This window comes from Cupriavidus sp. USMAA2-4 (assembly GCF_001854305.1).
Taxonomy (GTDB): Bacteria; Pseudomonadota; Gammaproteobacteria; order Burkholderiales; family Burkholderiaceae; genus Cupriavidus; species Cupriavidus malaysiensis.
Window position 1 is genome coordinate 4,440,671 of record NZ_CP017748.1, and the last position, 22,678, is coordinate 4,463,348.

Sequence of the window (22,678 nt, forward strand, 5' to 3'; positions counted from 1 at the left end):
TGCCTCAGCTCTTGTAGGGGCAGGTGGCGTGGCGCGGGCAGTACTTCGCCGAGCACAGGAAGGACTTGCCGTTGCCGTAGAAGGCGCCGGACTGGATCAGGCGCGAGGCGTGCTGCAGCAGGCCGGGCTGGTCCTCGGTGCCCAGCAGCACGGTGCGCGGCGACTCGATCTCGCCGGTGCCCACGCGCTGGCCGGCGGCCGTCTTGCCGGTGTTCATGCCGACGATCTGCGCTGGCGCGCTGATGGGGATGCCCATGGCGTGCTCGGCCAGCAGCTCATAGACGCCCAGCTGCGGCCCGTGGCCGGCGGTGACCGCCACGCCATCGGTACCGACGGCGCGGCCGCCCGTCTTGAGGTCGCTGATGCCGGCGCCGGCCTCGGTGGTGCGCACGCGGTCGGTGGTGCCGGTCAGCGCGAGGCCCAGCTCGGGGATCTCCAGGCGCTCGCATTTCACCTCGACGCCGATGTAGTGCTGGCGCGGCGCGATCTCGACGCAGTAGCGGGTGTGCAGCGCCAGCGCAATGCGCTCGGCGGTGGCCGGGTCGCTGTCCTCCCAGTCGACCTCGGCATCTTTGTCGTGGATCGAATCCACCACGGCGGCGGCCGCGTCGTCCGCGGTGATGGGCGCGCCGTCCAGCACGGCCTGGTCGAAAGCGGCCGTGCCGGCGTGCACAGCGGTGCCCAGGTGCGATGCGCCGCTCGAAGGCATGCGCATGCCCAGGATGTGCTTGGCTTCCCAGCGCGCCGGGCAGTCGAAAAGCTCTGCCAGCGAGCTGGCGCGGATGGTGACGATGTCCATGGTGGTTCCCTCAGTGGATGCGGATCAGCTCAGGCTCACCGCTGGCAAGCCAGCGGCCGGTAACGTGGAAGCCGGCGGCGCGCTGCAGCTGCACCCAGGCCTCCCAGGTGATGTCGGGATTCATACGGTCCTCACGTGCTTGGCGGGACGGACCGGCGCGGCCGGCGCGTTCGTGGCGAAGAAGTAGGCGAGGGCGACCACCACGATCACCGCGACGGTGACCATGTTCAGTCGGCGGGTGTTGCGCGCGATGCGCGCTGGGTCGTGGCGCGGGCTCACTGGTCACCCCCGAAGTCGGAATCCGGGACGATGACGACCGAGCCGCGGATCTGGTGTGTGGTGCCCGGGCGGCAGACCTCCCAGTACAACTGGGTGGCCTTCTCGTTGACGGGCAGGCCTTTCGGGTGGCCGAGGTCGTCGACGATCATCATGTGCGCGCGGTCGCGCAGGCGGACGACGTCCAGCGTATCTGCGCCGATGCGATGGCGGATCTGCTCGATCGTGCGCGGGCCGTCCAGCGTCACTTCGGTGCCGTCGGCGTGGATGACCTTGCGGATAGCGGCGCTCATGCTCGCTCTCCGGTGGCTTTGGCGATGGCCGAGAAGGCGTCGTAGCCCTCATGCCACTCCTTGCCTTCAGCCTGAAGATTGCGAGGCTGACCGTTCTTAGATGCGTAGTAGCCGCGCGAAAACTCTGGGTCGTAACGGAGGCGGGAATTTGCGCTATCGGCCAGTGCCTCAAGCAACTCCGGCGCGGCGGCCATCAGCGCGGCCTTCGCGCTGGCGCCTTCAGTGTTCGCCGGCACTTCCGCGACCAGAAAACCGGCGCTGCTGTCTGCCGTGCGCTTCTCGCGGATCAGGTTGCTGCAGGCCTCCCAGGGGCCGAACTTGGCATCAGCCATGGCTCAAGCCCTCCCTTCCGCGAGGAACTCGACCGCCAGGCGCTCGAACTCGGCAACCGACATGGCCGAGAAGAAGTCGACCAGCTCTGGCCCCTGGCTGCCGTCGGCGTTGATCATGCGGATGCTGGCTGCGACGAAGGCGGGGGCCTGGCCGGGCGCGGGCATGGTGAATTCGCCGATGACCGACCACCACTCGCCGGCGGTCAGGACGACGGCCGATTGCTCGTCGGCGCGCGGGCGGCGCGGGGCAGCTGTGGGCGCGGGGGAGAAGGGCGCCAGCGCGGCGGCGAGCGCGGGATGCAGGTTCGGGATCATCGCCGGCCTCGCTCAAGCAGCCATCAGTTCGGCGGCCAGCTTAGCGGCGGCGATCGCGCCAGCGGCCTGGGCAGCGGCACGGGCCTCGGCGGCGGCGTGCACGCGCTTGGCATCGGCGACCATCTCGCGCGCCTCGGCGGCGGTGATCTTGGTCAGACCGTTGTGGGGCACGAACGAGTAGAACTGCTCGCCGCGCACCAGGACATAGGCGGCCGGCGCGTAGTCGCCCGGGGTCGGGATCTTGGCAACGACGGTCAGGCCGGCCAGGAACCCCACCTTGACCTGTTGGCCCACTTCCCACGACTGCTTGGCTTGCTTGCGCATCGTTAGTCTCCAACTAAAGTTTCGCGTTGAGAGAACTTTAGTGCAAGACTAAACGCAGTGCAATAGTGAAATACTAAATATTTGCGGGCAAGCGTTGAGCGCCCCGATGGGGCGAAGATGGATGGCCGAGCGGCAGGATTGATTACGAGGGGATAGCGGGCCGGATGGCCCTAGCGACTGCGACGGGGTAGCGGAACCGGGGAGGGCGGAAGTCGGCCCAGGCGCCCGGTCGGTCGGATACGAAGGCGTTAGCGGCTATCGAGGTGCGCTTTAGGCATCCAGAAGGCCGCCTTCTTGGATTCGTCCACAACCCAAATGACGGTTTCGTCCTGGGGGTTGTTCATCACGACGACGCGAGTGCCATTCCGGCCTTGCGCGCAGCGTGCGACGGCCTGGTCGAAAGTCGTGACGCCTGCTTTCTGGCGCAGGGAGGTGAGGATCAGACGAGTCTCGTTCGGCTTGCCGCCGACATCCAGATATTCCGGTTCGCCGGTCTTATCCGAGATGTTTGGCATACCCCCGCCGAGGCTCACGTGCATGGCGAGGAGGCCGAGCACGAAGTTCGAATAGGTCGCCAGCTCACGAGTTGGGCACGCGTAGTAGGGTTCCGCTTTGGTCGCGTACGTAACAGCCTTCGAGCCGGCGCGACATTCGCTCGCCAAGCAAGACTTTCCGGTTCCCGCGGCATACGCAGATGCGCTCAGAAGGAATGCAGCAGACACGGCCGTGAAGAGGATTTTCGATCGCATCTGATGCATCTCCTATGATCGCGAGCCGTTGCCGATAGTTGCCATCAGCTGGCGGCCTGGTAGAGCGGGGATCCGCGAGGGATGATCGCCGCGATCCGGTGAATGGTCTGTACGGCTGATATCGGTCGTGTCATCGGCGGTACGCCGTTGTTGATGGAGCCGAGGCACACCTCGTCGTCACGGACCCATAGCAGCTCTTTGGCCACCGCGCTGCCATCTTGGAACTTCACCACGACGTCGTCGCCCGGCTGTGCTTCGAAGCTCGGTTCCACCATGATGTACTCGCCACTCTTGATGCGCGGGCGCATGCTGTCGCCGCGCACTCGGAGGCCGTAGGCATAGGGATCGTTAGTGGCGAGCACAAGCCAGCCATCGCTATGGCCAGCCGGATAGTCGTGGATGCTGATGTACCCATCCGGGCCGCCTTGCGCTTGTCCGACGACCGGGATCTTGCGGCCCTTCCGCAGCTTGTGCTCGGTGGCATCGAAGGCATCAATCTCGGGATCGACCACCGTGCCAGAAACCACATCGGCGTAGGAGTAGTCGCCCGTCGGCGCCTGTGCGGCCGTCTCGGGCTCAAGGCGGTCCATCCAGCCGTGTGGCTTTCCGAAGGCCTTCTCGATCCGGCGTGCGAGATCGCTGCCGACGTTGGCCTTGGTGCGCTCGCTCGTGATCTGGCTGATGTAGGCCGGCGAGGTGCCCGCCATCTCGGCGAGACGGGCCTTCCCGCCCCGGCCGAGGCTGTCCAGTAGCTCTTTCAACCGCGCGCGGCGGATCTCTTGCGCATCCATGGCGGCATTGGAACACCAGTTAGTCTTTTGCGAAATATGCGGGAGGCTAAGGTTTGCTTGCATGATGCTTAGTGAAAGACTAAACTTTCGTGGAAAGAACACGAACAGGTGGATTGCCATGACGCTTCGCGACTTCATGAAGACGCTCACGACGGAGGAGAAAGAGGACTACGCGCGCCGTTGTGGCACGACCGTGGCCTACCTCTTCCAGATCGCGGGCGCCCACAGCCAGGCCAGCGGCCCGCTGGCGCGGAAGCTGGCCGATGAGAGCCGCGGCGCGCTTCAGCCCGGCGACCTCAGGCCGGACATCTTCGGCGCACCGCCGCGAAAGCCGGGCAAGCCCCGGGCCGCAGCCCACGAAGCCCACAGCGAGGCTGCGTGATGAAGAAGGGCGCTATCACCGCGGCCATCTGGTGGACCAAGGTCCGAGCTCGCCAGCTGGGCGAGTCGCAATCGGCGGAGAAGGGGACCGGATTGCCTGACCGAATCCGAGCGTTTCGGCGTCGCTTCCCGGTCGTCTCGGGGCTCATCGCCGGCCAGCTCGGTGCGTTCGTCGTGATCCTCACCTTCTGGGCGGCGGTGTGGGTGATCGACTGGCTTCCGTGGCCGAAGGGCTGAGCACGAAGCGCACGCCCGCGCGCAGTAGCTGAATCGAACAACAGCAGTTCCGCGTGCCGCCTGTCGGCGCGCTTTGTGATTTCAACGGGCCCACGCCCGACCGGGGAATGAACCATGCCGCGCACGCAGCAGGCATCCGCATATGACCGCCAGGCGCTCACGCGCGCCAGCCGGGCCGCCGCCGCGAGCGGCTGCCGGTGGTGGCATCCATTTCCCATGTTTTCCTTTTCCTGGCCGGGCACCGTGGCGCGCCGGCTCTGCTGTCTCGTTGGGATGAATCGTATGGAAACCGCAATGCACTTGGGAGCAACCGATGCATGTTGCTGATCGCAACGAAGTTGTGGTAGTGCGCCGGATCGCGCAGCACACGCAGAAGACCGTCGCCGAAGCGATCGGCGTTGAGCCCTCGAACTTCAACCGCTTCCACAACGGGCGCGGCCACGGCCTGCAGCTGAAGAAGTTCTGTGAGTTGCTGGCCTTCCTCGGCATCGATCTCTCCCAGCTTGCCGGTGATGACGATGAGCCCGGGCAGCCGGCCCAGGACATGGTGACCATCACGCGCGCGCAGTTCGAAGCGCTGCGCACGCTGGCCGAGATCGGCATGAAAGGGATGGAGGGGGCATGAAGCGGATCTACATTGCCGGCCCGATGACGGGCATGCCCGACCTGAACTTTCCGGCGTTCCACGCAGCTGCCGGCGCATTGCGCGGGGAGGGCTATGACGTCGTGAACCCTGCCGAGATCAACGCCGACCCCGCGGCCGGATGGCTTGAGTGCATGCGCAAGGACATCCGCGAGCTGGTGACGTGCGAAGCCATCTACCTGCTGCCCGGCTGGGAAGGCTCACGCGGCGCGCGGCTCGAGGCCCGGATCGCTGAAGGGCTGGGCTTCCAGATGATCTTCGCCGAGGTGGCGCGAGCCGAAATGGAGGTGATGTGATGGACGACCTGTATCACGGTTGGGTGCTGGTGGTGCTGATTCTGATGGTCGCAATCTCGATGGGGATCGGACGATGAACGTGTGCTGCAACTGCGGCCGGCGCGGCCATATCGCGGCGGACAGCCCATGGAACCGCTTCGTGCGGATTGCGAGGCCGACATGACCTTCACCCTGGACGCCTGGCAGATCCTGGCGATTGTGCTGCTGTCCGGCGCCTCAGGCGCGGCGGCGATGGTGCTGTTTGTGGCCTGCTACGCCGCGCGGCGGCAGGAAAGGGGGCTGGAATGAACTGCAAGCCTGGAGACCTGGCCTACATCATCCACGCCATGTGCCCGCAGAACGTCGGCCGCGTGGTCGAGGTCGTCCGCGATGCCGGCGATCACTGGCTGCTGGGCCACATGTGGGTGGTGCGCGCGTTCTCGCCGCTCCAGGTCATGACCGATCGCGGCGGCTACACATTCCAGTCGGAATTCGCGGATACCTCGGACGCTTGGCTGCGACCGATCGCGGGGCTGCCAGCCGAGGAGGAAGAGGATGTAGGGGCGCTTGCATGCTGAAGCGGGGCAATACCGAGCGGAGCTGCGCCAACTCGGCGCGCTTCGTCGTCTCGGCCGAGGTAGTTCTCAAGAGCAATTCTTGCCTCCGACAAGTCGTTGAGAAGGTCCTCCATGCCCAACGCCATATCGCGCCACTCTCCTCCTTGAGGATTCATGCGCAACGCAGCCATAGACCTAACAATGCCGCCGGCAACCTCGACAGTCGCGGGGAGCTTGATAACTGCCGAAACGGTTCCGAAAGTCGGCAGTCGATATGCGGGAATTGCTCTCAGGGCAGCAATCGCGTCGTCGAAGGTGCCATAGGAGCGGAGCTGCTGAAGGTAGACACTCAATTCGTCATTGTTGGAGGCCGGCCCCGGGATCTTCAGCAAAAGGGACTGAGCGTGAATGACAATCGCCAAGCTGGCTTCTACGAGTTCCGTCCTTGCTGCTTGCGCCTGCCGCTCGGCAAGCGTCATCGCGGCGCGATGCTGCGCATTAGCTACGAAGATCGCAGTGACGATTGCTGCGACCGACCCCGCAGCTTGTACCCACGCAGCAGCTACTTGATTCTGTCCGGAATCCATTCCGACGAGCGTGGTGACGAGGCACGCGAAGAGGCCGACGGCCACCGCTGCACACAGCGTCACCGCTCTCCATCCCCATGTTTCAACGGACACTTGTCTCCTCCGAGCATGTGCTTTGGGGCATCCTAGCATGACGCTGCGCATCGTCCCGATCAGCTTCGCCGAGGCCAGCGCCTTCGTGGCCAAGCATCACCGGCACCACAAGCCGCCAACTGGCGCGAAGCTCTGGCTTGCCGTCACGCCTGCCGCCGGCACGACCATCTGCGGCGTGCTGATCGCCGGCCGCCCGGTCGCGCGAGCTCTCGACGACGGCTGGACGCTCGAAGTCACGCGCTGCTGCACCGACGGCACGCGCAATGCCTGTTCGAAGCTCTACGCGGCAGCCTGGCGCGCGGCCCGTGCCCTCGGCTACCGCAAGCTCCTGACCTACACGCTGCCGGAAGAGGGCGGCGCATCGCTGCGCGGTGCTGGCTGGCGTCTGGTCGGCGCCGCCGGCGGCGGCAGCTGGAATTGCCCAAGTCGACCGCGCGTCGACACCCATCCGACGCAGCAGAAGCTGCGCTGGGAGGCCTCATGAATTTCTACAAGCGTTACACGGGCGACTACGCGCGCGACACGGTCCATCTCTCGATGGTCGAGGACGGCGCCTACAACCGCCTAATGGACTTCTACTACTCAACCGAGAAGCCGCTGCCTGGCGATAGGAAGGCGGTCTACCGCATCGCTCGCGCTACCGACAAGGCGGAGCAGAAGGCCGTGGACAGCGTGCTGCAGCAGTTCTTTCAGGGCTGCATCGACGGGTTCCGCCACAAGCGGATCGACGCCGAAATCGAGAAAGCCAAGCCCAAGGCGGATGCAAACCGAGAGAACGGAAAGAAGGGCGGTCGTCCGAAGAAAAGCCAACCCACGGATAACCCACCAGAAAACCCAATGGGTTTCGGTTCGGTAACCCAAACTGAACCCACCTCAGAACCCGCGCTGGTTAACCATAGCCATAGCCAGAAAAACAATACCTACTCAAGCGGCGTAGGTAGTTCGAACGTGGTAGGCCCTGTGGATAACTCGGAATCGCCGCCGCCGCTTTCCGCCGATGAGATCGGGGAAGCCGTGCTGCGGCTGGAGGCCGAGCGGGGCAAGACCGTCGCCCTGACCCCGCGCGCACGCGAGGCGTTGCTCCGGATTGCCGAGCGCCGCATCGCCATGCCGGTGTTGCTCCGGGCTCATGCCCTCGCGCGTGCGCGAAGGGATGCCGATCGGGACAGCTCGGCGGTGAACCCGGGCTTCCTTGAGCCGTTCGTCGACGAGGCGCTGGCCGGCGACCGCGGTGGGCCGCCAGGCGCGGACTGGGACGCCACGACCGACGGCGTGCTGGCCAAGGCCAGCGAGCACGGGCTGAGGCAGGGTGCCGACGAGCCGTGGCTCTGGTTCCGTCTGCGGGTGATCCAGGCCTCGGGCGACCAGCGGCTAATCGAGCGCGAGGTCAGCAAGGCCGAGCGGATGAACCCAAACGAGTTCGAGCGCGTGCACGTGCTCATGTACGGCGTGGCGCCGGGACAGGTGGTCGCAGCATGACTTCCCATTCGCATGGCAATTGCCTGAAGTGCCGGAAACCGGTGCAGGTGTTCGGCAGCCGCTGGTGCCAGGTCTGCTGGTACCCCAGCGTCGACGAGGACTGGCAGCGCTACCGCGATCTCCTCGAGGAGGGCTACCCGCGCCACCAGGCGCTTGTGATGGCCGGCCTGGCCGATCCGTCGGGGGACGACGCATGACGCAATCGCTCTTCGCCGACGGCCGCGCGCTGCGCCGCGTCGAGTTCGCCGTACCCGGGCAGCCCGTCGCAAAGGGCCGGCCCAAGTTCTCGCGCCAAGGCGGTTTCGTGCGGACCTACACCCCCGAGCCGACGGCGCGCTACGAGAACCTGGTCAAGCTGGCCGCGACGCAAGCCATGGCCGGCCGGCCGCCCATCGAGGGTCCGGTCGAGCTCTGGCTCGACATCGAGTTGCAGATCCCGGCCAGCTGGTCGAAGAAGCGCCAGCAGCGGGCCATTGCCGGCCAGATCGCGGCGACGAAGAAGCCCGATGCCGACAACGTGCTCAAGGCCGTGAAAGACGGCATGAACGGCATCGTGTGGGTCGACGATGCCCAGGCGGTCGAGTACCGCATCAGCAAGCGCTACAGCGCCTCGCCCGGGGTGCGCGTGAGCGTGGAACAACTGCCGCTGCAAGCGGCGTAGACGAACGAGGAACGAGACTTGACGGGGGAAAAACCAGTGGACGCAGTGTTCAAGACGACTGGGCAGGCATTGCACGCCTCGTACCTGATTCTTTCCGAGCCCGCGATCGAGAAGAGCGCCTTCCGGGCGGCGCTGATTCGGGCCATGGAGGCCACACCGAAGCTCACCGCGCGCCAGGGCGAGTGGCTCGACCAGCTGCGCGGCACGCCGTCCGGCCGCGTGAACTTCGAAGGGCTCACGATGCTGGAGATTCGGGGGCAGTGCAGCCTCGTGACGTCGGCCGTGGACAGCCGGCTACCGACGGCCGAGCGTGGCGTCATCCTGGCGCGCTTTGCCTACGGCGAGCAGAAGGGGGAGGGCATCCAGGCCCTGGTGCGCTTCTGCCGGCGCAGCTGCGGCATCAGCGCCTTCGCGCCGGTGTACCTGCTGGCCGCGCGGCACTACGCGCCCAAGGTGCGCCGCGAGGGCCTGTCGTTGCGGGACATCGCCGAGAAACACGGGCTCAGCAAGCGCGCCGTGGACACCGCCGCACGCTGGATGGCGTCGCACTTCGCCGCGCTCGAGTTGCTGGCGATGCAGCGGCTGCAGGCTGTGTTTCTGGCCGATGGCCTGGTCGAAGAGGCGGAAGATCTGGGTACGCTGCCGGCAACACCGGCACCACGCGCGTCCAGTCGGCGTGCGGTTTCCCGCAATGCCAAGCGGGACGCGGCTGAGGAGGCGATTTCTGCTTGACAGAGCGGGACACAGCGCCTACATTTTTGCCAGACTCAGCCGAACTACACCCGAAGCCCGCCTTGTGCGGGCTTTTTGCGTTGGGGGTCGACGGCAATGGCAAGACGTTCAGGTCGGGATGGCGACAGTCATGATCTCGTCTCCTTGGGCGAATGAAATATCGACTACTTCGTGAATCATCCCCAACTCTTGTGCATGCTGTGGAAGAAACGACTGTTCAAGCGCAGATGAAAAAAATCTGCTGACTTGTTCGTCGGTCCAATTGGCGCGCTGGCGGAATGGAAGTGCGATTATCTGAGTGCTTTCTGCTACCTGGCCCGCTCTTGGCCCGTCGACGTACGATGACGCATGCAAAGTAAAAAGCGATGCCGAGGACGATGTCCGCCTCTCCCCTGCTAATAAGACGGTCGCAGCGATTGATCCGCACATTCCTATGACATGCGTGTTAATGGTAATCGGCATGGCGCGAATGAAGTTGTAAAGCCCCATGCCGGCTGTCACGTCGCCACCTCCGCTCGCAATCGAGAGGGTCAGTTCTTGAGTTCCTTTTCTGTATGCATCGATGATCAAGGTGGAAGCATTGCGTGCGCCAAGCACCGTAACTGGACCTTGGTAAACAATATGTGTTGTCATTTTTTGCTCTTGGTTAGCGGTCACTTTGCTTCGTAGCCTAAGAGGCTGGATGATTTAGCCAAATAGAGTACTCCTGCTTCTCGAGGAGTTCCCCCCTGCGAATCGGGGGTTATTTAGAAGCATTGAATGCGGCTGTTCACCTAGGTTGCAGAGACTTTGGCTTTGCGTAGCAAGCAGTCCGCGCGTTCGATGCTTGACGTCTGTCTCCTCCACCGCTCCCCGCAGTGGATTGCCCGGCCACCCGCCGGGCTTCTTTCTTCCGCGTCCCGCATTTTTCCCGCCTATGAAAAAGCCCGACCAGCTCGCCATCGTGTACCGTGCGGCGGCGGACCTGGTCCGGTACGAGCGGAATGCGCGGACGCACAGCGCGGCCCAGATCGAGCAGCTCAAGGCCTCGCTGCGGCGCTTCGGCTGGACGAACGCGGCCCTGACCGCCGGCGACCAACTGCTGGCCGGGCACGGCCGGCTTGAGGCGGCCACGCAGCTGTGGGCGGCCGGCGAGTCCATCCGCCACTGCCCGGTGGCCGGCGAGGTGCCCACGGTCGACCTGTCGGACCTGGACGCCGACGAGCGTCGAGCGTACATCCTGGCGGACAACCAGCTGGCCGCGAATGCCGGCTGGGATGTCGATCTGCTGGCCGCCGAGCTGGCGGACCTGCGCGACGTGGGCTTCGACCTGAGCCTGATCGGCTTCGACGCGGGCGAGCTGGCCGAGTTGCTGGACCCCAGCGAGCCCGGCCCGGGCGGCGCCGGCAAGAGCCTGGCCGACCGGTTCATGGTGGCGCCGTTCAGCACGCTCAACGCGCGCGACGCGGCCTGGCAGGAACGCAAGGCTGCCTGGCTGGCGCTGGGTATCCAGTCCGAGCTGGGCCGCGACGCGCCGGCCTACGCCAAGGCGTCCGAGCACCAGAAGGCGGACAGCAGCGCGCCGGCGCAGCACCGGACCAGCATCTTCGACCCGGTGCTGTGCGAACTGGCCTACAGCTGGTTCTGCCCGCCGGGCGGCATCGTGCTGGATCCGTTTGCCGGCGGCAGCGTGCGCGGTCTGGTGGCCTCGCGGCTGGGCCGGCAGTACGTCGGCATGGAGCTGCGCGCCGAGCAGGTGGAAGCGAACCGCGGCCAGCTGCACCTGGTGCGTGCGGAAGACCCGGCGCCGGCCTGGCACGTGGGCGACAGCCGGCAGATCGGCCGGCGCCTGGCCGACCTGGAGGCCGACTTCGTGTTCTCTTGCCCGCCCTATGCGGACCTGGAGCGCTACTCGGACGACCCGGCCGACCTGTCCACGATGGACTATCCGGCCTTCCTGACCGCCTACCGCGAGGTGATCGCCGGCTCGGTGGGGCAGCTGAAGCCAGACCGCTTTGCCTGTTTCGTGGTCGGCGACGTGCGTGAGAAGCGCGGCACGGGGCCCTACCGGAACTTCGTGGCCGACACGATCGAGGCCTTTCTCGACGCGGGCATGGCGCTGTACAACGAGGCCATCCTGCTGACCGCCTACGGCAGCCTGCCCATCCGGGCCGGCAAGCAGTTCGCGGCCAGCCGGAAGCTGGGCAAGACGCACCAGAACGTGCTGGTGTTCGTGAAGGGCGACTGGAAGCGGGCCGTGGCGGCCTGCGGCGATGTCGAAATCTCCGACGACCTGTTACCGGAGGCCGAGGAATAACCCCTGGCGCGCGCCGCGCGATTGCCTATGGCAGGACGCAAACCATACGAGCCGACGGCGGCAGACCGGAGGCTTGTGGAAAGCGCCGCCGGCTTCGGCATCCCACATGAGGAAATCGCGCGGCTGATCATCAACCCCCAGACGGGCAAGACCCTCGACCCGAAGACCCTGCGCAAGCACTTCCGGAACGAGCTGGACACCGGCGCGACCAAGGCGAACATCGCCGTGGCCAACTCGCTGTTCCGCGCGGCCACCGGCACCGGCAAGGGCGCCGTGACGGCGGCCATCTGGTGGACCAAGGCCCGCATGCGCTGGCGCGGCGATGGTGCCGAGGCGGACGACGACACGCCGGCCGAATCGAAGACCTTTACCTTCGTGGTCGAGGACGCGCGCCGGCCGGGCGGTGAGGGTAGCAGCGATGGCTGACAGCCCGTCCCTGAATATCCCGCAGGCGAAGTTCCTGCAGATGCCGCACAAGTTCCGGGCCTATGTGGCCGGGTTCGGGTCGGGCAAGACCTGGGTGGGCTGCACCAGCATCTGCCAGCACTTCTGGCAGTGGCCGGCCATCCATCAGGGCTACTTCGCACCGACCTACCCGCAGATCCGGGACATCTTCTATCCGACGATGGAAGAGGTGGCGGCCGTGATGGGCCTGCGGGTCAAGGTCAACCAGAGCAATCACGAGGTTCACGTCTACGAGGGGCGCAAGTACCGCGGCACGACCATCTGCCGGTCGATGGAGAAGCCCGAGACGATCGTGGGCTTCAAGATCGGCCACGGGCTGATCGACGAGCTGGACGTGATGAACCCCGTCAAGGCCCAGACTGCCTGGCGGAAGATCATCGCGCGGATGCGCTACAAGGTCGAAGGCCTGAAGAACGGCCTCGACGTGACGACGACCCCGGAGGGGTTCAAGTTCGTCTACCAGCAGTTCGTCAAAGCGATCACCGAGAAGCCAGCGCTGGCCGAGCTCTACGGCCTGATCCAGGCGAGCACCTACGACAACGAGCTGAACCTGCCGGCGGACTACATTCCGTCGCTGCGGGAAAGCTACCCGCCGCAGCTGATCGAGGCCTACCTGCGCGGCCGGTTCGTGAACCTGACGGCCGGCTCGGTCTACGCGAACTTCGACCGCAAGCTGAACCACACCGATGAGGTGATGACCGAGCGCGAGCCGCTGCACGTCGGCATGGACTTCAACGTCCTGAAGATGGCCGCGGTGGTCTACGTGGTCCGCGACGGCGAGCCGCGCGCGGTGGGCGAGCTCACCAAGGTGCGCGACACGCCGGAGATGTGCCGACTGCTGAAGGAGCGCTACAAGGACAAGGGGCACACCGTCACGGTCTACCCCGACGCCAGCGGGCAGAACACGAGCAGCAAGAGCGCGTCCGAGTCGGACCTGTCGATCATCCGGTCGAATGGCTTCCTGGTGAAGGTCAATTCGACCAACCCGGCGGTCAAGGACCGGGTCAACGCCGTGAACGCGCTGATCCTGAACGATACGGGCAAGCGGCGCCTGAAGGTGAACACGCATCTGTGCCCCGAATTCACCGAGGCGCTCGAGCAGCAGCCCTACGACAAGAACGGCGAGCCGGACAAGACGACCGGCCATGACCACGTGATCGACGCCGGCGGCTACCCGCTGGTCAAGCTCTGGCCGATCGTGAAGCGCCAGACGACAGTGCAGCCGCTGGCCGCATAACCAACGAATCCCGCATGAGCGATGTACGCACCCCCTCGAAGGCCGTGATGGCCATGGCCGAGGACTGGCCGCTGATCGCCGCGCTGATGGGGGGCACGGCGGCCATGCGCGCGGCCGGCAAGACGTACCTGCCGCAGTGGCCGAACGAGCCTGCCCCCGCCTATCAGGCGCGCCTGGCCACCGCCACCCTGTTTCCGGCGTTCTCGCGCACGGTGGAGGTGCTGACCGGTAAGCCGTTTGCCAAGCCGCTCACGCTGAGCGATGACGTGCCGGCCCGGATTCAGGAATGGGCCGAAGACATCGACCTGCAGGGGCGGAACCTGCACGCCTTCGCGGATAGCCTGTGCGCCGAGGCGCTGGGGCCAGGCCTGGGCGGCATTCTGGTGGACTTCCCGCAAACGACCGATCGGCGCGGCCGGGCGCTGTACGCGACGCGCGCGGCCGAACAGGCCGCCGGGGTGCGGCCGTACTTCGTCCAGATCCGGGCCGGCGACATCCTGGGCTGGCGCTCGAAGCGCATCAATGGCGTCGAGACGCTGATCCAGCTGCGCCTATTGGAGACTGTGGTCGAGGACGACGGCCCCTTCGGTGAGAAGGAGGTCGAACAGGTGCGGGTGCTCTACCCGGGCCACTGGGAGGTCTGGCGCAAGTCGGAAAGGGCCATGCCTGATGGTCGGCAAGAGTGGATCCTGCATGACAAGGGCAAGACCAGCTTGCCGAAGATCCCCTTTGCGCCGTTCTACGGCAAGCGGACCGGCTTCATGACCGCGCGGCCGCCGCTGGCCGAGCTGGCGCATATGAACGTCGAGCACTGGCAGTCGAAGAGCGACCAGCAGACCATCCTGCACGTCGCGCGGGTGCCGATCCTGTTCGCCAAGATGCTGGGCGAGAGCCCGATCACGGTCGGCGGAGCTTCCGCGGTGAAATGCGAAGACGTCGACGGCGACCTGCGATATGTCGAGCACAGCGGCGCCGCCATCGAGGCGGGCCGGCTGTCGCTGCTGGACCTGGAAGACCGCATGCGCCAGGTCGGCGCCGAGCTGCTGGTCATCAAGCCGGGCAATACCAGCGTGACGCAGACGCGGGCGGACAACGAGCCTGGCACCTGCGCCCTGCAGCGGATCGTCCAGGGGCTGGAAGACACGCTGGACTGTGCTCTCCAGCTCGGCGCCGAGTGGGTAGGCGAGAACGACGGCGGTCATGTCCAGATCTTCCAGGACTTCGGGGTCAACTCGCTCGCCGAGGCGTCGCTGGCGCTGCTGCGGGAGATGAACGTTGACGGCACGCTTTCCGACGAGACCCTATTCCGCGAGACGCAGCGCCGCGGCGTGGTCAGCCCGGAATTGGACTGGGAAGGCGAGCAGGCGCGTATCGCCAGGAACCGGAAGAAGCCGGGCGAGCCACAGATCACAGATTGAGCGGCCCCGCGCCGCACCGAGTACCCGAGGCCGCTGGCTACCCCTGCGGCCTTTTTCATTGCCTGACGCAGCGGATGCTGCGGGGCGCATCGCGGTGGATGCCGCACAGCACACAAGGGCGGATGCCCGAGGAAAGTCACCATGCCATTCAAGTACGACGCCGACGGTCACATCGTCCTGCAAGAGGTCAACGGTCAGAAGCTGCCCGTGTTCGTTCACCCCGACGGCAAGGAAGCGCCGCTGGACGGTGACGGCACGGTCTCCACGATCGGTCGACTGAATGCCGAGGCGAAGGGCCACCGCGAGGCCAAGGAAGCGGCCGAGGCGGCGCTGAAGCCGTTCAAGGACGCCGGCTTGACCGACGCCGCCGCGGCGGCCAAGGCGCTGCTGACCGTCAAGAACCTCGACGACAAGAAGCTGGTGGATGCCGGCGAGGTCGAGAAGGTGAAGGCCGAGGCCATCAAGGCTGTCGAGGAGAAGTACGCGCCGATCGTGGCCGAGCGCGACCAGCTCCAAGGCGCGCTGGTGGCCGAGAAGGTTGGCGGCAGCTTCGCGCGCTCGCAAATGATCGCCGAGAAGCTCGCCATCCCGGCCGACCTGGTGCAGGCCCGCTTCGGCGACGCCTTCAAGGTCGAGGGCGGCAACGTCGTGGCCTACGACAAGGGCGGCAACAAGATCTTCAGCCGGTCCAACCCCGGCGAGGTTGCCGGCTTCGACGAGGCCCTCGGCGTGCTGATCGAGCAGTACCCCTACCGGGACCAGATCCTGAAGGGGTCCGGCGCGAACGGCGGTGGCGCGTCTGGCGGCAATGGCGGTGGTGGCGGCAAACGCGCGATCTCGCGCGCGCAGTTCGAGTCGATGAGCCCGGCCGACCAGTCGGCGGCGGCCCGGGACCAGAACGTGACCATCACGGACTGACCGTCCATCCACGCAACACCCTGGCCACCTCGCGTGGCCGTTTTCATTTGAGGATCCAGCACATGAAGCGCATCTTTTCCAACCTGCGCCTGATGGCGCTCGCCGTGGTGGCGACTGTCGCCGCGGTCTACCCCATGGCGACCGTCGCCAAGGTGGCGGCCCGGCTGATCGAGCTGCTGCAGGGCGCGGTGACGCCGCAGCCCAAGGGCGGCATGATCGCCGGCGCCAACACGCTGACGAGCCTGGTGCCCGATCTGTACGAGGCGCTGGATGTTGTCTCGCGCGAGCTGGTCGGTTTCATCCCGTCCGTGACGCTCGACCCGAGCGACCAGCGCGCGGCGCTCAACCAGGCGATCCGCATCCCGATCACCCCCGCCACCACGGCAAATGACGTCACCCCGGGCCAGCTGCCGCCGGACGATGGTGACCAGAACATCGGGAATACCCCGTTCGTGATCAGCAAGTCGCGCACGGTGCCGTTCCGCTGGACCGGCGAAGAGCAGCGCGGCGTGAACACCGGCCCCGGTTACGCTACGATCCGCCGCGACCAGATCGCGCAGGCCTTCCGCACCCTGGTGAACGAGATCGAGGTGGACCTCGGCAGCCTGTTTGCCATGACCTCGCGCGCCACGGGCGTGGCTGGTACCACGCCGTTCGCCAGCAGCCTGGGCGACACGGCGCAGCTGCGCAAGATCCTGTCGGACAACGGCGCGCCGCTGAGCGACATGCAGTGCGTGATCGACACCACCGCCGGCGCGAACATTCGTACGCTGGCACAGCTGACCAAGGCGAACGAAGCCGGCACGATCTCGCTGCGCGCACAGGGCGTGCTGCTCGACCTGCACGGCTTCCAGATGCGTGAGTCGGCCGGCGTGGCCACGACCGCAGCCGGCACGGGCACCGGCTACGTCCTGAACGGCGCACACGCCAAGGGCGCGACCACCATCAACGTGCAGACCGGCAGCGGCACCGTGCTGGCCGGCGACGTGGTGACCTTCCAGGGCGACCCGCGCAAGTACGTGGTGGCCACCGCGCTGTCCGGCGGTTCCTTCACCATCAACGCCCCGGGCCTGATGCAGGCGCTGAGCACCGGCGCGACGGTGACCCTGGCGGCTGCCGCGACCCGCAACATGGGCTTCAGCCGCTCGGCCATCGTGCTGGCGACCCGCGCGCCGGCGTTGCCGGAAGAGGGCGACATGGCCGAGGACCGGATCATGGTCACCGATCCGCGCAGCGGCATCGCGTTCGAGGTGGCGATGTACAAGCAATACCGCCGCGTCCGCTACGAGGTGGCGCTCGCCTGGGGCAAGCAGAACATCAAGCCCGCCCACACGGCGATGCTGCTCGGCTAAACAACCACCGCGGCCAGCCCGGGACAACCCGGGCGGCCGATCGAGGATCGACATGGCAAAAGCAACCACACCACCGGCCTCGCAGGACAAGCCCGAGAGCGCTGGCGGCGCGCCGGACGCGGACGCCGCAGCGGCTGCGGCCGCCGAGGCCGAGAGGGCGCCCGAGTCTGTGCGTATGGTCCGCGACCCCGAACTGTACGAGGCCCCGCACGAGGCCGACGTGCACGTCGATGAGGTCGATAACTACCGGCCTGGCGGCTGGGAGCTGGCGTAATGCTGACCGACCAGCAACTGGCCGACGTCCGGCGCTACGCCGGCTACCCGCTGCTGGCCGACACCGTGGCCGACGACTCGCGCGACTTCGCCTATGGCTGGGTGTCTCCAGGTGTCTGGCAGACGCTGAACCACCGGCTGGCCAACCTGCGGCCCGAGGAAGAAGGCGTGCTGGTGACGGTCTACCTGACCCAGCTGATGCAGCTCGAATCCGACATCACGGGCGCGCGGGAGAACTTGGACACCGAGTCTGCGGCCGTCTGGCGCCGCAACCGCCACGAGGTGCGCGATCGCTCGGCGCTGTTCGACGACTGGCGCCGCCGCATGTGCGCATTCATCGGCATCGCGCCGGGCCCGTCGCTGGGCAGTGGCGGCATCAGCATCGCGCGAGGGTAGGGCATGGACGCCGCCAAGCTGCAAGACAAGATCTACGCCGGCTACGCCAAGGCGGCCAAGCGCATCGGCTACATCTACGATGTCTACCGGCCGGTGGTCGCGGCGGACCCGCTGACGGCCAAGGTGGCCAGTCTGAACGCCTCGTTCAGCGCGCAGGAATGGTCCTACACGCGCCCGAACCTGCCCGACAAGCCGTACTGGTACTGCCTGGTCGACGGCCGGCTCACCCAGGTGGGCGACTACCTGGTGCGCGGCGCCTCGACGCATTTCATCGCCGGGATGCAGGCTGAGCTGCCCATCCTGACGGTGGAGTGCAACGCGCAAGTCTGGCTGGCGCGGCCCGCGGCGTCGGATGCCGTTGGCGACGTCGGTTACTCGGGCGCGTGCGAGCACGTCGACAGCCCGGTGCTGGGCACGCCCGGCGGCCCCGGCTGGCCGGCATCGATCCTGTTCGGCGGCCGCACGCGGCGGTATGAGCCGCTGCCAGCGTCCTCGGACGAGCACGGCTACCGGATCCTGCTGCCGGCGAGCATGCCGGCGCAGATTCGCGCGGCGGACGTCCTGACTGACGATATGGGCCGGCGGCTTATCGTGGTGGGCGCCGAGCGCACCGAGCAGCTGTGGCGGTTGGATACCACGGAAGTGCACACGTAAATGGCCGATCTTGCTGACGTCTCCCGCGCGCTGGTGGCCCTGATCGCCCAGACGGCCTACCCGGCTGGCACGGCGCAGCCCTCCATCAGCGGGCAGCCCGTCAAGGTCTATGCCGGATGGCCCAACCCGGCGCAATTGGCCGACGACCTGAAGGCCGGCAAGCAGCACATCAGCGTCTTCCCCCGCGCGGTCAAGCCGACCGACGCGGCGAGGTCGAAGTGGCGGACTGTCGCACCCGCCGCGCACTCGCTGACGCTGACGGTGGCCGGCCAGGCCGTGACCGTCGGCGGGACGGTGGCCACGCCACAGAACGCCTCGCTGGTGATCGACGGCGCGGCCTATCCCTATGCGGTCCAGGCCGGCGACACTCTGACATCGATCGCCACGGCGCTGGCCGCGCTCATCAGCGCCGACCAGCCGGCGACGTCGTCCGGGGCGGTGGTGACCATCCCCGGCGCGCGCGACATCTCGCCGCGCGTCGGGGGCGCCGCCACGCGGCTGCGCGAGGTGCGGCGCCAGGACCAGGAGTTCCTGATCACGGTCTGGGCGAACTGCTACGACAGCCGCGACCCGCTCGCAGCCGCGATCGACGCCACACTGGCCGACACGAACCGCATCACCCTGCCAGATGGCTCATTCGGCACGCTGCGGTCGCGGCCGCTCGCCAATTCGTGGGACGACAGCAGCCAGAAGGAACGCATCTACCGGCGCGACCTGTGCTGTTGGATCGAGTACTCGACCACCGTGGCGCAGCAGCAGTACGAGGTGACCCAGGGCCAGATCGTCGTCGAGGACGACGGCGGCCGGCAGCTGGGCACCGTCATCTTGTGAGGAAACCATGATCCTTCGCGTCATTTCGCCGTTCAACGGCTACCAGGTCGGTGACGAGATCACCGACGCCAAGGAAGTCGACGCCGTCCTGGCGTCCGAGCAATCGGCCAACGTGGTCAAGGTCGCCGCGCCGGCGGCGCCGGCCAAGTAGGCCCCATCCTTCGCGCATAGCGAGCCACCCTAGGGTGGCTCTTTTCGTTTCTGGAGCCATCCATGACTGTTGTCCAAGCAGGGCAGGTGAACCTGACCGCGCAGCAAGTGCCGGGCATGATCGTCGCCATCCAGCCGCCTGGCCCGGCGCCGATCAACGGCGTCCCGAGCAACATCGGCGGCATCGTCGGTGTTGCATCCTGGGGCCCGGTCGGCGTGCCCGTGCCAGTCTCGGATTACGCCGGCGGCGCGGCCATCTTCGGCCCGATGCTGGTCCGCAAGTACGATCTGATGACCGTCCTGAACTGGGCGGCCATGCAGGGCAAGGTCGGCGCCTATGCGCTGGTGCGCGTGACGGACGGCACGGACGTGGCCGCCTCGGCCATCTTCGGCACGAACTTCGTCACGCTGACCTCGCGCTACACCGGCTCGCTGGGCAACAGCATCACCGGCATCCTGGGCACGGGCACCGCAGCGAACACGTCGAAGCTGACCATCACCCTGGCCGGCTACCAGCCGGAGGTCTACGACAACATCCCGGGCGCCGGCGCCATCCTGCGCGACAACATCGTGAAAGCGGTCAACTTCGGCAACAGCCAGTTCCGCGGCCCGTCGACGATGTGCGTGGCCACGGCCGGCGCGGGCACCGCCGCGCCGACGCTGCCGGCCACTATCAGCCTGTCCGGCGGCACGGACGGCGCCACGACCATCACCGGGGCGGTCCTGCTGGGCACCGACACCGCGCCGCGCAAGGGCATGTATGCCCTGCGCAAATCCGGCGCCAGCGTGATCGCGCTGGCCGACTGCGACGACAGCACCGCCTGGTCGACGCAAATCGCCTACGGGTTGGAAGAGGGTGCTTACATGCAACTCGTCAGCCCCGCCGGCGACGCGATCTCCAATGCGGTGACGAAGAAGGCCGCCGCAGGCATCGACACCTACGGCGCCAAGCTGATCTTCGGCGACTGGATCTACGTGAACGACACGGTGAACAACCAGGTGCGCCTGATCTCGCCCCAGGCGTTCGCGCTCGGCCTGATGGTCAACCAGTCGCCGCAGCTCAGCACGCTGAACAAGCCGCTGCAGGGCATCGTGGGAACCCAGCGCACGTACAACAACGCCAACCAGCCCTACAGCAAGGCCGAACTGCTGCAGCTGGTGACGGCAGGCATCGACGTGCTCACCAACCCGTCGCCGGGCGGCAACTATTTCAGCTTCGTGCTGGGGCTGAACACCAGCAGCGACCAAGGCCAGCGCGAGGACAGCTACACGCGCCTGACAAACTACATCGCCTACAGCATCGACGCCTGGGGCGGGAAGTTCGTGGGCGAGCTTCAGGGCTTCGACGACGAGGACGACACCCGCGCGAACGCCTTCGCCGGCCTGGACCAGTTCATGTCGGCCATGGCGACGGTCAAGCCGAAGATGGTTGACGCCTACAAGGTCGTGCTGGATCGGACCAACAACCCGGACGCGCGGATTCGCGCCGGCTGGATGCAGGCCAACGTCCAGGCGCGCTACATGGCAGTGGTGCGCAACTTCCTGGTCAACCTGCAAGGCGGCCAGACCACCGTCATCGTGAAGTAAGCCCCCAGATAACCCAGCCCGGCCAGCCGGGCGCACCTCCTACTGGAGACGCACATGCCGCAACAAGGGCTTTCCGTCGGGCGCGACACAACCCTGGTGGTCCAGACGCCGACCGGTCCACTGTCCATCCCCAAGCTGACGGCCTTCCGCAAGAAGCAGGACACCACGCAGGAGCGGGTCAAGCTGATCACCGGGGTCTCGCAGCACCTGCGGTTCTTCGACGGCTGGTCGGGTTCGTTCTCGATCAACCGGGCCGGTCCCGAGATTGACATCTACTTCGACGGGCTCGAGTCCGACTACTACTCCGGCATCAACGAACAGCCGTGCCAGATCTACGAGACCATCAGCGAGCCGAGTGGCGCCATCACGCAGTGGCGCTATGACGGCGTGGTCCTGTCCCTGGATGATGGTGGCGAGGCTGCCGGCGACGCCTCGGTCAAGCTCTCGCTCACCTTCATGGCCTCGCGCCGTACTCGGATCGCCTGAAAATGACCACTGTCACCCTACGCCCTTCCGAAGAGGTCGTCGCGCGCGCGGCGGCCGAGGTCACGATTACCGACGCCAAGGGGCGCCAGATCACCCTGCGCAAGCCCGGCATCCTCGCTCAGTTCCGCCTGGTCGAGGCCATGGGCGCCGAGGCGGCGGCCAACGAGACCTACCGCATGATGTGCCTGCCGCTGCTGTATGTGGCAGCCGTCGATGGCGAGCCGGTGCTGCAGCCGACCAGTAAGCTGGAACTCGAAGCGCTGATTCAGCGCCTGGACGAAGCCGGCATGGTCGCGGTCCAGCAGGGCATCGCCCAGGTGGCGACGGCCGGCGCCGCCGGCGGCGGGGTCGAATCCGCAAAAAACTAGCCCGAGCCCCAGCGTTTCGCCAGGCGCTGTGGCTCGTGAAGAACGGCGTGCCCTACGACGTCGCGTTTTCCTACTCGGACGCCGAGCGATTCGCCGCCTGCGTGGTCATGAGCGAGCACGACGGCGCTATCTACGACTGGAACGCCATGGAATTCAAGGATCGGAAGCCATGAGGGAGTTCCGTGACATGGGCGTCTTCGCTGACCATCTGGCGCGGCTGGCCGCCAAGTCGACTGCGGTCACGCATCACCTGACCGAGGAAACGGCCAAGGACGTCGAGAAGGTCGCCAAGGCCGAGATAGGCCACTACCAGCCGGCGGTCGGCCCGTTCGCCAAATGGGAACAGCTCAAGCCGGAGACCGAGGCCGAGAAGAAGCGGCTCGGCTTCCGCCTGAATGCGCCCCTGGAACGGACTGGCGAGATGCGTGACAGCATCGAGCACCGCACGATCGGGAACGAGGCGGCCATAGGGTCGAACGACGACAAGATGGTGTGGCACGAGCTGGGCACGCCGACGGTGCCCGCGCGCGCGGTGCTAGGCCCGGCGGCTATTCGGGTCGGCCAGAACTTGCAGTCGCGGTTTGGGCGCGTCCTCGCGGCTTGGCTTGCTGGGCGCGGCTGGCGCCGACCGCGACTCAAATAGGCTGGACAGTGCGCCGCCCAGGAAGGGCAACACGACGACCGCCAGGAAGATCGCCCCGGTGATCCGCCGAGCGCGGCGGT

The 22,678-nt window shown here is 66.6% G+C and carries 35 protein-coding genes; 26 read left to right on the forward strand and 9 right to left on the reverse strand.

What is annotated here, in order from left to right; translation table 11 throughout:
• Nucleotides 1-4 precede the first annotated feature (4 nt).
• The 7 genes from BKK79_RS19855 to BKK79_RS19885 form a co-directional block, all read right to left on the reverse strand.
• Nucleotides 5-799 (reverse strand): RecB family exonuclease, encoded by a 795-nt coding sequence (locus BKK79_RS19855; RefSeq protein ID WP_071038321.1) that lies wholly within the window; start codon nucleotides 797-799, stop codon nucleotides 5-7.
• Nucleotides 800-1,074: 275 nt separating this feature from the next.
• On the reverse strand, nucleotides 1,075-1,368 hold the full coding sequence (locus BKK79_RS19860; RefSeq protein WP_071038322.1) for a hypothetical protein: 294 nt from the start codon (nucleotides 1,366-1,368) through the stop codon (nucleotides 1,075-1,077).
• Nucleotides 1,365-1,700, reverse strand: a complete 336-nt coding sequence (locus tag BKK79_RS19865) for a hypothetical protein (RefSeq protein ID WP_071038323.1) — start codon at nucleotides 1,698-1,700, stop codon at nucleotides 1,365-1,367. Before BKK79_RS19865 ends, BKK79_RS19860 begins: the two co-directional genes overlap by 4 nt.
• A 3-nt stretch (nucleotides 1,701-1,703) precedes the next feature.
• A complete protein-coding gene (locus BKK79_RS19870) occupies nucleotides 1,704-2,015 on the reverse strand; it encodes a hypothetical protein (RefSeq protein ID WP_071038324.1) in 312 nt (103 codons plus the stop codon).
• A gap of 12 nt (nucleotides 2,016-2,027) precedes the next feature.
• Nucleotides 2,028-2,339: a hypothetical protein gene (locus BKK79_RS19875; RefSeq protein WP_071038325.1), complete on the reverse strand. Its 312-nt coding sequence runs from the start codon at nucleotides 2,337-2,339 to the stop codon at nucleotides 2,028-2,030.
• A 248-nt stretch (nucleotides 2,340-2,587) separates the two neighbouring features.
• Nucleotides 2,588-3,088 carry a hypothetical protein gene (locus BKK79_RS19880; protein ID WP_071038326.1) on the reverse strand — a complete coding sequence of 167 codons (501 nt, stop codon included), beginning with the start codon at nucleotides 3,086-3,088 and terminating at the stop codon, nucleotides 2,588-2,590.
• 44 nt (nucleotides 3,089-3,132) lie between these two features.
• Nucleotides 3,133-3,999 (reverse strand): S24 family peptidase, encoded by an 867-nt coding sequence (locus tag BKK79_RS19885; protein WP_198173294.1) that lies wholly within the window; start codon nucleotides 3,997-3,999, stop codon nucleotides 3,133-3,135.
• On the opposite strand from BKK79_RS19885, the gene BKK79_RS19890 reads away from it, so the two are divergent.
• The 5 genes from BKK79_RS19890 to BKK79_RS41960 all read left to right on the forward strand — a co-directional run bounded on the left by BKK79_RS19890 (nucleotide 3,998) and on the right by BKK79_RS41960 (nucleotide 5,724).
• Nucleotides 3,998-4,261, forward strand: a complete 264-nt coding sequence (locus BKK79_RS19890; RefSeq protein WP_071038328.1) for a hypothetical protein — start codon at nucleotides 3,998-4,000, stop codon at nucleotides 4,259-4,261. The genes BKK79_RS19885 and BKK79_RS19890 overlap by 2 nt on opposite strands.
• Nucleotides 4,261-4,497 carry a hypothetical protein gene (locus tag BKK79_RS19895; protein ID WP_071038329.1) on the forward strand — a complete coding sequence of 79 codons (237 nt, stop codon included), beginning with the start codon at nucleotides 4,261-4,263 and terminating at the stop codon, nucleotides 4,495-4,497. Before BKK79_RS19890 ends, BKK79_RS19895 begins: the two co-directional genes overlap by 1 nt.
• Nucleotides 4,498-4,810: 313 nt before the next feature.
• Entirely contained in the window at nucleotides 4,811-5,122 is a 312-nt protein-coding gene (locus tag BKK79_RS19900; protein ID WP_071038330.1) for a helix-turn-helix domain-containing protein, read from the forward strand.
• Entirely contained in the window at nucleotides 5,119-5,436 is a 318-nt protein-coding gene (locus BKK79_RS19905) for a DUF4406 domain-containing protein (RefSeq protein WP_071038331.1), read from the forward strand. The genes BKK79_RS19900 and BKK79_RS19905 overlap by 4 nt, the downstream gene beginning before the upstream one ends.
• A gap of 159 nt (nucleotides 5,437-5,595) precedes the next feature.
• Nucleotides 5,596-5,724 carry a hypothetical protein gene (locus tag BKK79_RS41960; RefSeq protein ID WP_257787588.1) on the forward strand — a complete coding sequence of 43 codons (129 nt, stop codon included), beginning with the start codon at nucleotides 5,596-5,598 and terminating at the stop codon, nucleotides 5,722-5,724.
• Nucleotides 5,725-5,887: 163 nt separating this feature from the next.
• Here BKK79_RS41960 and BKK79_RS40440 read toward each other — a convergent pair whose 3' ends face one another.
• Complete coding sequence (locus BKK79_RS40440) at nucleotides 5,888-6,652, reverse strand: hypothetical protein (RefSeq protein ID WP_157128447.1); 765 nt, start codon at nucleotides 6,650-6,652, stop codon at nucleotides 5,888-5,890.
• 37 nt (nucleotides 6,653-6,689) lie between these two features.
• On the opposite strand from BKK79_RS40440, the gene BKK79_RS19915 reads away from it, so the two are divergent.
• Genes BKK79_RS19915 through BKK79_RS19930 form a run of 5 tightly spaced genes read left to right on the forward strand, consistent with a single transcriptional unit; the run spans nucleotide 6,690 to nucleotide 9,524 of the window.
• Entirely contained in the window at nucleotides 6,690-7,136 is a 447-nt protein-coding gene (locus tag BKK79_RS19915) for an XF1762 family protein (RefSeq protein ID WP_071038333.1), read from the forward strand.
• A complete protein-coding gene (locus BKK79_RS19920; RefSeq protein WP_071038334.1) occupies nucleotides 7,133-8,131 on the forward strand; it encodes a YdaU family protein in 999 nt (332 codons plus the stop codon). The genes BKK79_RS19915 and BKK79_RS19920 overlap by 4 nt, the downstream gene beginning before the upstream one ends.
• Nucleotides 8,128-8,328: a hypothetical protein gene (locus tag BKK79_RS40445; protein WP_157128448.1), complete on the forward strand. Its 201-nt coding sequence runs from the start codon at nucleotides 8,128-8,130 to the stop codon at nucleotides 8,326-8,328. Before BKK79_RS19920 ends, BKK79_RS40445 begins: the two co-directional genes overlap by 4 nt.
• Nucleotides 8,325-8,792, forward strand: coding sequence for a RusA family crossover junction endodeoxyribonuclease (locus BKK79_RS19925; protein WP_071038335.1), 468 nt, complete (start codon nucleotides 8,325-8,327; stop codon nucleotides 8,790-8,792). Before BKK79_RS40445 ends, BKK79_RS19925 begins: the two co-directional genes overlap by 4 nt.
• Before the next feature lie 36 nt (nucleotides 8,793-8,828).
• Nucleotides 8,829-9,524: a hypothetical protein gene (locus BKK79_RS19930; protein WP_157128449.1), complete on the forward strand. Its 696-nt coding sequence runs from the start codon at nucleotides 8,829-8,831 to the stop codon at nucleotides 9,522-9,524.
• A gap of 108 nt (nucleotides 9,525-9,632) precedes the next feature.
• On the opposite strand, the gene BKK79_RS39145 is transcribed toward BKK79_RS19930, so the two are convergent.
• Complete coding sequence (locus BKK79_RS39145) at nucleotides 9,633-10,181, reverse strand: ATP-dependent Clp protease proteolytic subunit (RefSeq protein ID WP_157128450.1); 549 nt, start codon at nucleotides 10,179-10,181, stop codon at nucleotides 9,633-9,635.
• A 259-nt stretch (nucleotides 10,182-10,440) separates the two neighbouring features.
• Between BKK79_RS39145 and BKK79_RS19935 the strand changes: the two genes are divergently transcribed.
• The 16 genes from BKK79_RS19935 (at nucleotide 10,441) to BKK79_RS20000 (ending at nucleotide 22,598) form a co-directional block, all read left to right on the forward strand.
• Nucleotides 10,441-11,820: a ParB/Srx family N-terminal domain-containing protein gene (locus BKK79_RS19935; protein ID WP_071038337.1), complete on the forward strand. Its 1,380-nt coding sequence runs from the start codon at nucleotides 10,441-10,443 to the stop codon at nucleotides 11,818-11,820.
• 75 nt (nucleotides 11,821-11,895) lie between these two features.
• Nucleotides 11,896-12,246 carry a hypothetical protein gene (locus BKK79_RS19940; protein ID WP_071038338.1) on the forward strand — a complete coding sequence of 117 codons (351 nt, stop codon included), beginning with the start codon at nucleotides 11,896-11,898 and terminating at the stop codon, nucleotides 12,244-12,246.
• On the forward strand, nucleotides 12,239-13,522 hold the full coding sequence (locus BKK79_RS19945; protein WP_071038339.1) for a terminase large subunit domain-containing protein: 1,284 nt from the start codon (nucleotides 12,239-12,241) through the stop codon (nucleotides 13,520-13,522). Before BKK79_RS19940 ends, BKK79_RS19945 begins: the two co-directional genes overlap by 8 nt.
• A gap of 14 nt (nucleotides 13,523-13,536) precedes the next feature.
• Nucleotides 13,537-14,940: a DUF4055 domain-containing protein gene (locus BKK79_RS19950; protein ID WP_071038340.1), complete on the forward strand. Its 1,404-nt coding sequence runs from the start codon at nucleotides 13,537-13,539 to the stop codon at nucleotides 14,938-14,940.
• A gap of 141 nt (nucleotides 14,941-15,081) precedes the next feature.
• Nucleotides 15,082-15,858 carry a DUF6651 domain-containing protein gene (locus tag BKK79_RS19955; RefSeq protein ID WP_071038341.1) on the forward strand — a complete coding sequence of 259 codons (777 nt, stop codon included), beginning with the start codon at nucleotides 15,082-15,084 and terminating at the stop codon, nucleotides 15,856-15,858.
• A gap of 62 nt (nucleotides 15,859-15,920) precedes the next feature.
• Nucleotides 15,921-17,210, forward strand: a complete 1,290-nt coding sequence (locus BKK79_RS19960; RefSeq protein WP_071038342.1) for a P22 phage major capsid protein family protein — start codon at nucleotides 15,921-15,923, stop codon at nucleotides 17,208-17,210.
• Between the two features lie 52 nt (nucleotides 17,211-17,262).
• Complete coding sequence (locus BKK79_RS19965; RefSeq protein ID WP_071038343.1) at nucleotides 17,263-17,484, forward strand: hypothetical protein; 222 nt, start codon at nucleotides 17,263-17,265, stop codon at nucleotides 17,482-17,484.
• On the forward strand, nucleotides 17,484-17,879 hold the full coding sequence (locus BKK79_RS19970; RefSeq protein WP_071038344.1) for a hypothetical protein: 396 nt from the start codon (nucleotides 17,484-17,486) through the stop codon (nucleotides 17,877-17,879). The genes BKK79_RS19965 and BKK79_RS19970 overlap by 1 nt, the downstream gene beginning before the upstream one ends.
• A 3-nt stretch (nucleotides 17,880-17,882) precedes the next feature.
• Nucleotides 17,883-18,533, forward strand: coding sequence for a hypothetical protein (locus tag BKK79_RS19975; protein ID WP_071038345.1), 651 nt, complete (start codon nucleotides 17,883-17,885; stop codon nucleotides 18,531-18,533).
• Nucleotides 18,534-19,364, forward strand: coding sequence for a hypothetical protein (locus tag BKK79_RS19980; protein WP_071038346.1), 831 nt, complete (start codon nucleotides 18,534-18,536; stop codon nucleotides 19,362-19,364).
• 7 nt (nucleotides 19,365-19,371) lie between these two features.
• Nucleotides 19,372-19,515 carry a hypothetical protein gene (locus BKK79_RS41150; protein WP_198173295.1) on the forward strand — a complete coding sequence of 48 codons (144 nt, stop codon included), beginning with the start codon at nucleotides 19,372-19,374 and terminating at the stop codon, nucleotides 19,513-19,515.
• A 62-nt stretch (nucleotides 19,516-19,577) separates the two neighbouring features.
• Nucleotides 19,578-21,101, forward strand: a complete 1,524-nt coding sequence (locus tag BKK79_RS19985) for a hypothetical protein (RefSeq protein ID WP_071038347.1) — start codon at nucleotides 19,578-19,580, stop codon at nucleotides 21,099-21,101.
• 54 nt (nucleotides 21,102-21,155) lie between these two features.
• Nucleotides 21,156-21,587 carry a hypothetical protein gene (locus BKK79_RS19990; RefSeq protein ID WP_071038348.1) on the forward strand — a complete coding sequence of 144 codons (432 nt, stop codon included), beginning with the start codon at nucleotides 21,156-21,158 and terminating at the stop codon, nucleotides 21,585-21,587.
• A gap of 2 nt (nucleotides 21,588-21,589) precedes the next feature.
• Nucleotides 21,590-21,955, forward strand: a complete 366-nt coding sequence (locus tag BKK79_RS19995) for a hypothetical protein (protein WP_071038349.1) — start codon at nucleotides 21,590-21,592, stop codon at nucleotides 21,953-21,955.
• Nucleotides 21,956-22,002: 47 nt separating this feature from the next.
• Nucleotides 22,003-22,128: a hypothetical protein gene (locus BKK79_RS41965; protein ID WP_257787589.1), complete on the forward strand. Its 126-nt coding sequence runs from the start codon at nucleotides 22,003-22,005 to the stop codon at nucleotides 22,126-22,128.
• Complete coding sequence (locus BKK79_RS20000) at nucleotides 22,125-22,598, forward strand: hypothetical protein (RefSeq protein WP_071038350.1); 474 nt, start codon at nucleotides 22,125-22,127, stop codon at nucleotides 22,596-22,598. The genes BKK79_RS41965 and BKK79_RS20000 overlap by 4 nt, the downstream gene beginning before the upstream one ends.
• Nucleotides 22,599-22,678: the final 80 nt, after the last annotated feature.

What these genes read in the sequence shown, in the direction of transcription:
- BKK79_RS19855 (WP_071038321.1), bottom strand. Translation starts at nt 799, where the DNA reads ATGGACATCGTCACCATCCGCGCCAGCTCGCTGGCAGAGCTTTTCGAC.
- BKK79_RS19860 (WP_071038322.1), bottom strand. Translation starts at nt 1,368, where the DNA reads ATGAGCGCCGCTATCCGCAAGGTCATCCACGCCGACGGCACCGAAGTG.
- BKK79_RS19865 (WP_071038323.1), bottom strand. Translation starts at nt 1,700, where the DNA reads ATGGCTGATGCCAAGTTCGGCCCCTGGGAGGCCTGCAGCAACCTGATC.
- BKK79_RS19870 (WP_071038324.1), bottom strand. Translation starts at nt 2,015, where the DNA reads ATGATCCCGAACCTGCATCCCGCGCTCGCCGCCGCGCTGGCGCCCTTC.
- BKK79_RS19875 (WP_071038325.1), bottom strand. Translation starts at nt 2,339, where the DNA reads ATGCGCAAGCAAGCCAAGCAGTCGTGGGAAGTGGGCCAACAGGTCAAG.
- BKK79_RS19880 (WP_071038326.1), bottom strand. Translation starts at nt 3,088, where the DNA reads ATGCGATCGAAAATCCTCTTCACGGCCGTGTCTGCTGCATTCCTTCTG.
- BKK79_RS19890 (WP_071038328.1), top strand. Translation starts at nt 3,998, where the DNA reads ATGACGCTTCGCGACTTCATGAAGACGCTCACGACGGAGGAGAAAGAG.
- BKK79_RS19885 (WP_198173294.1), bottom strand. Translation starts at nt 3,999, where the DNA reads ATGGCAATCCACCTGTTCGTGTTCTTTCCACGAAAGTTTAGTCTTTCA.
- BKK79_RS19895 (WP_071038329.1), top strand. Translation starts at nt 4,261, where the DNA reads ATGAAGAAGGGCGCTATCACCGCGGCCATCTGGTGGACCAAGGTCCGA.
- BKK79_RS19900 (WP_071038330.1), top strand. Translation starts at nt 4,811, where the DNA reads ATGCATGTTGCTGATCGCAACGAAGTTGTGGTAGTGCGCCGGATCGCG.
- BKK79_RS19905 (WP_071038331.1), top strand. Translation starts at nt 5,119, where the DNA reads ATGAAGCGGATCTACATTGCCGGCCCGATGACGGGCATGCCCGACCTG.
- BKK79_RS41960 (WP_257787588.1), top strand. Translation starts at nt 5,596, where the DNA reads ATGACCTTCACCCTGGACGCCTGGCAGATCCTGGCGATTGTGCTGCTG.
- BKK79_RS19915 (WP_071038333.1), top strand. Translation starts at nt 6,690, where the DNA reads ATGACGCTGCGCATCGTCCCGATCAGCTTCGCCGAGGCCAGCGCCTTC.
- BKK79_RS19920 (WP_071038334.1), top strand. Translation starts at nt 7,133, where the DNA reads ATGAATTTCTACAAGCGTTACACGGGCGACTACGCGCGCGACACGGTC.
- BKK79_RS40445 (WP_157128448.1), top strand. Translation starts at nt 8,128, where the DNA reads ATGACTTCCCATTCGCATGGCAATTGCCTGAAGTGCCGGAAACCGGTG.
- BKK79_RS19925 (WP_071038335.1), top strand. Translation starts at nt 8,325, where the DNA reads ATGACGCAATCGCTCTTCGCCGACGGCCGCGCGCTGCGCCGCGTCGAG.
- BKK79_RS19935 (WP_071038337.1), top strand. Translation starts at nt 10,441, where the DNA reads ATGAAAAAGCCCGACCAGCTCGCCATCGTGTACCGTGCGGCGGCGGAC.
- BKK79_RS19945 (WP_071038339.1), top strand. Translation starts at nt 12,239, where the DNA reads ATGGCTGACAGCCCGTCCCTGAATATCCCGCAGGCGAAGTTCCTGCAG.
- BKK79_RS19950 (WP_071038340.1), top strand. Translation starts at nt 13,537, where the DNA reads ATGAGCGATGTACGCACCCCCTCGAAGGCCGTGATGGCCATGGCCGAG.
- BKK79_RS19955 (WP_071038341.1), top strand. Translation starts at nt 15,082, where the DNA reads ATGCCATTCAAGTACGACGCCGACGGTCACATCGTCCTGCAAGAGGTC.
- BKK79_RS19960 (WP_071038342.1), top strand. Translation starts at nt 15,921, where the DNA reads ATGAAGCGCATCTTTTCCAACCTGCGCCTGATGGCGCTCGCCGTGGTG.
- BKK79_RS19965 (WP_071038343.1), top strand. Translation starts at nt 17,263, where the DNA reads ATGGCAAAAGCAACCACACCACCGGCCTCGCAGGACAAGCCCGAGAGC.
- BKK79_RS19970 (WP_071038344.1), top strand. Translation starts at nt 17,484, where the DNA reads ATGCTGACCGACCAGCAACTGGCCGACGTCCGGCGCTACGCCGGCTAC.
- BKK79_RS19975 (WP_071038345.1), top strand. Translation starts at nt 17,883, where the DNA reads ATGGACGCCGCCAAGCTGCAAGACAAGATCTACGCCGGCTACGCCAAG.
- BKK79_RS19980 (WP_071038346.1), top strand. Translation starts at nt 18,534, where the DNA reads ATGGCCGATCTTGCTGACGTCTCCCGCGCGCTGGTGGCCCTGATCGCC.
- BKK79_RS41150 (WP_198173295.1), top strand. Translation starts at nt 19,372, where the DNA reads ATGATCCTTCGCGTCATTTCGCCGTTCAACGGCTACCAGGTCGGTGAC.
- BKK79_RS19985 (WP_071038347.1), top strand. Translation starts at nt 19,578, where the DNA reads ATGACTGTTGTCCAAGCAGGGCAGGTGAACCTGACCGCGCAGCAAGTG.
- BKK79_RS19990 (WP_071038348.1), top strand. Translation starts at nt 21,156, where the DNA reads ATGCCGCAACAAGGGCTTTCCGTCGGGCGCGACACAACCCTGGTGGTC.
- BKK79_RS19995 (WP_071038349.1), top strand. Translation starts at nt 21,590, where the DNA reads ATGACCACTGTCACCCTACGCCCTTCCGAAGAGGTCGTCGCGCGCGCG.
- BKK79_RS20000 (WP_071038350.1), top strand. Translation starts at nt 22,125, where the DNA reads ATGAGGGAGTTCCGTGACATGGGCGTCTTCGCTGACCATCTGGCGCGG.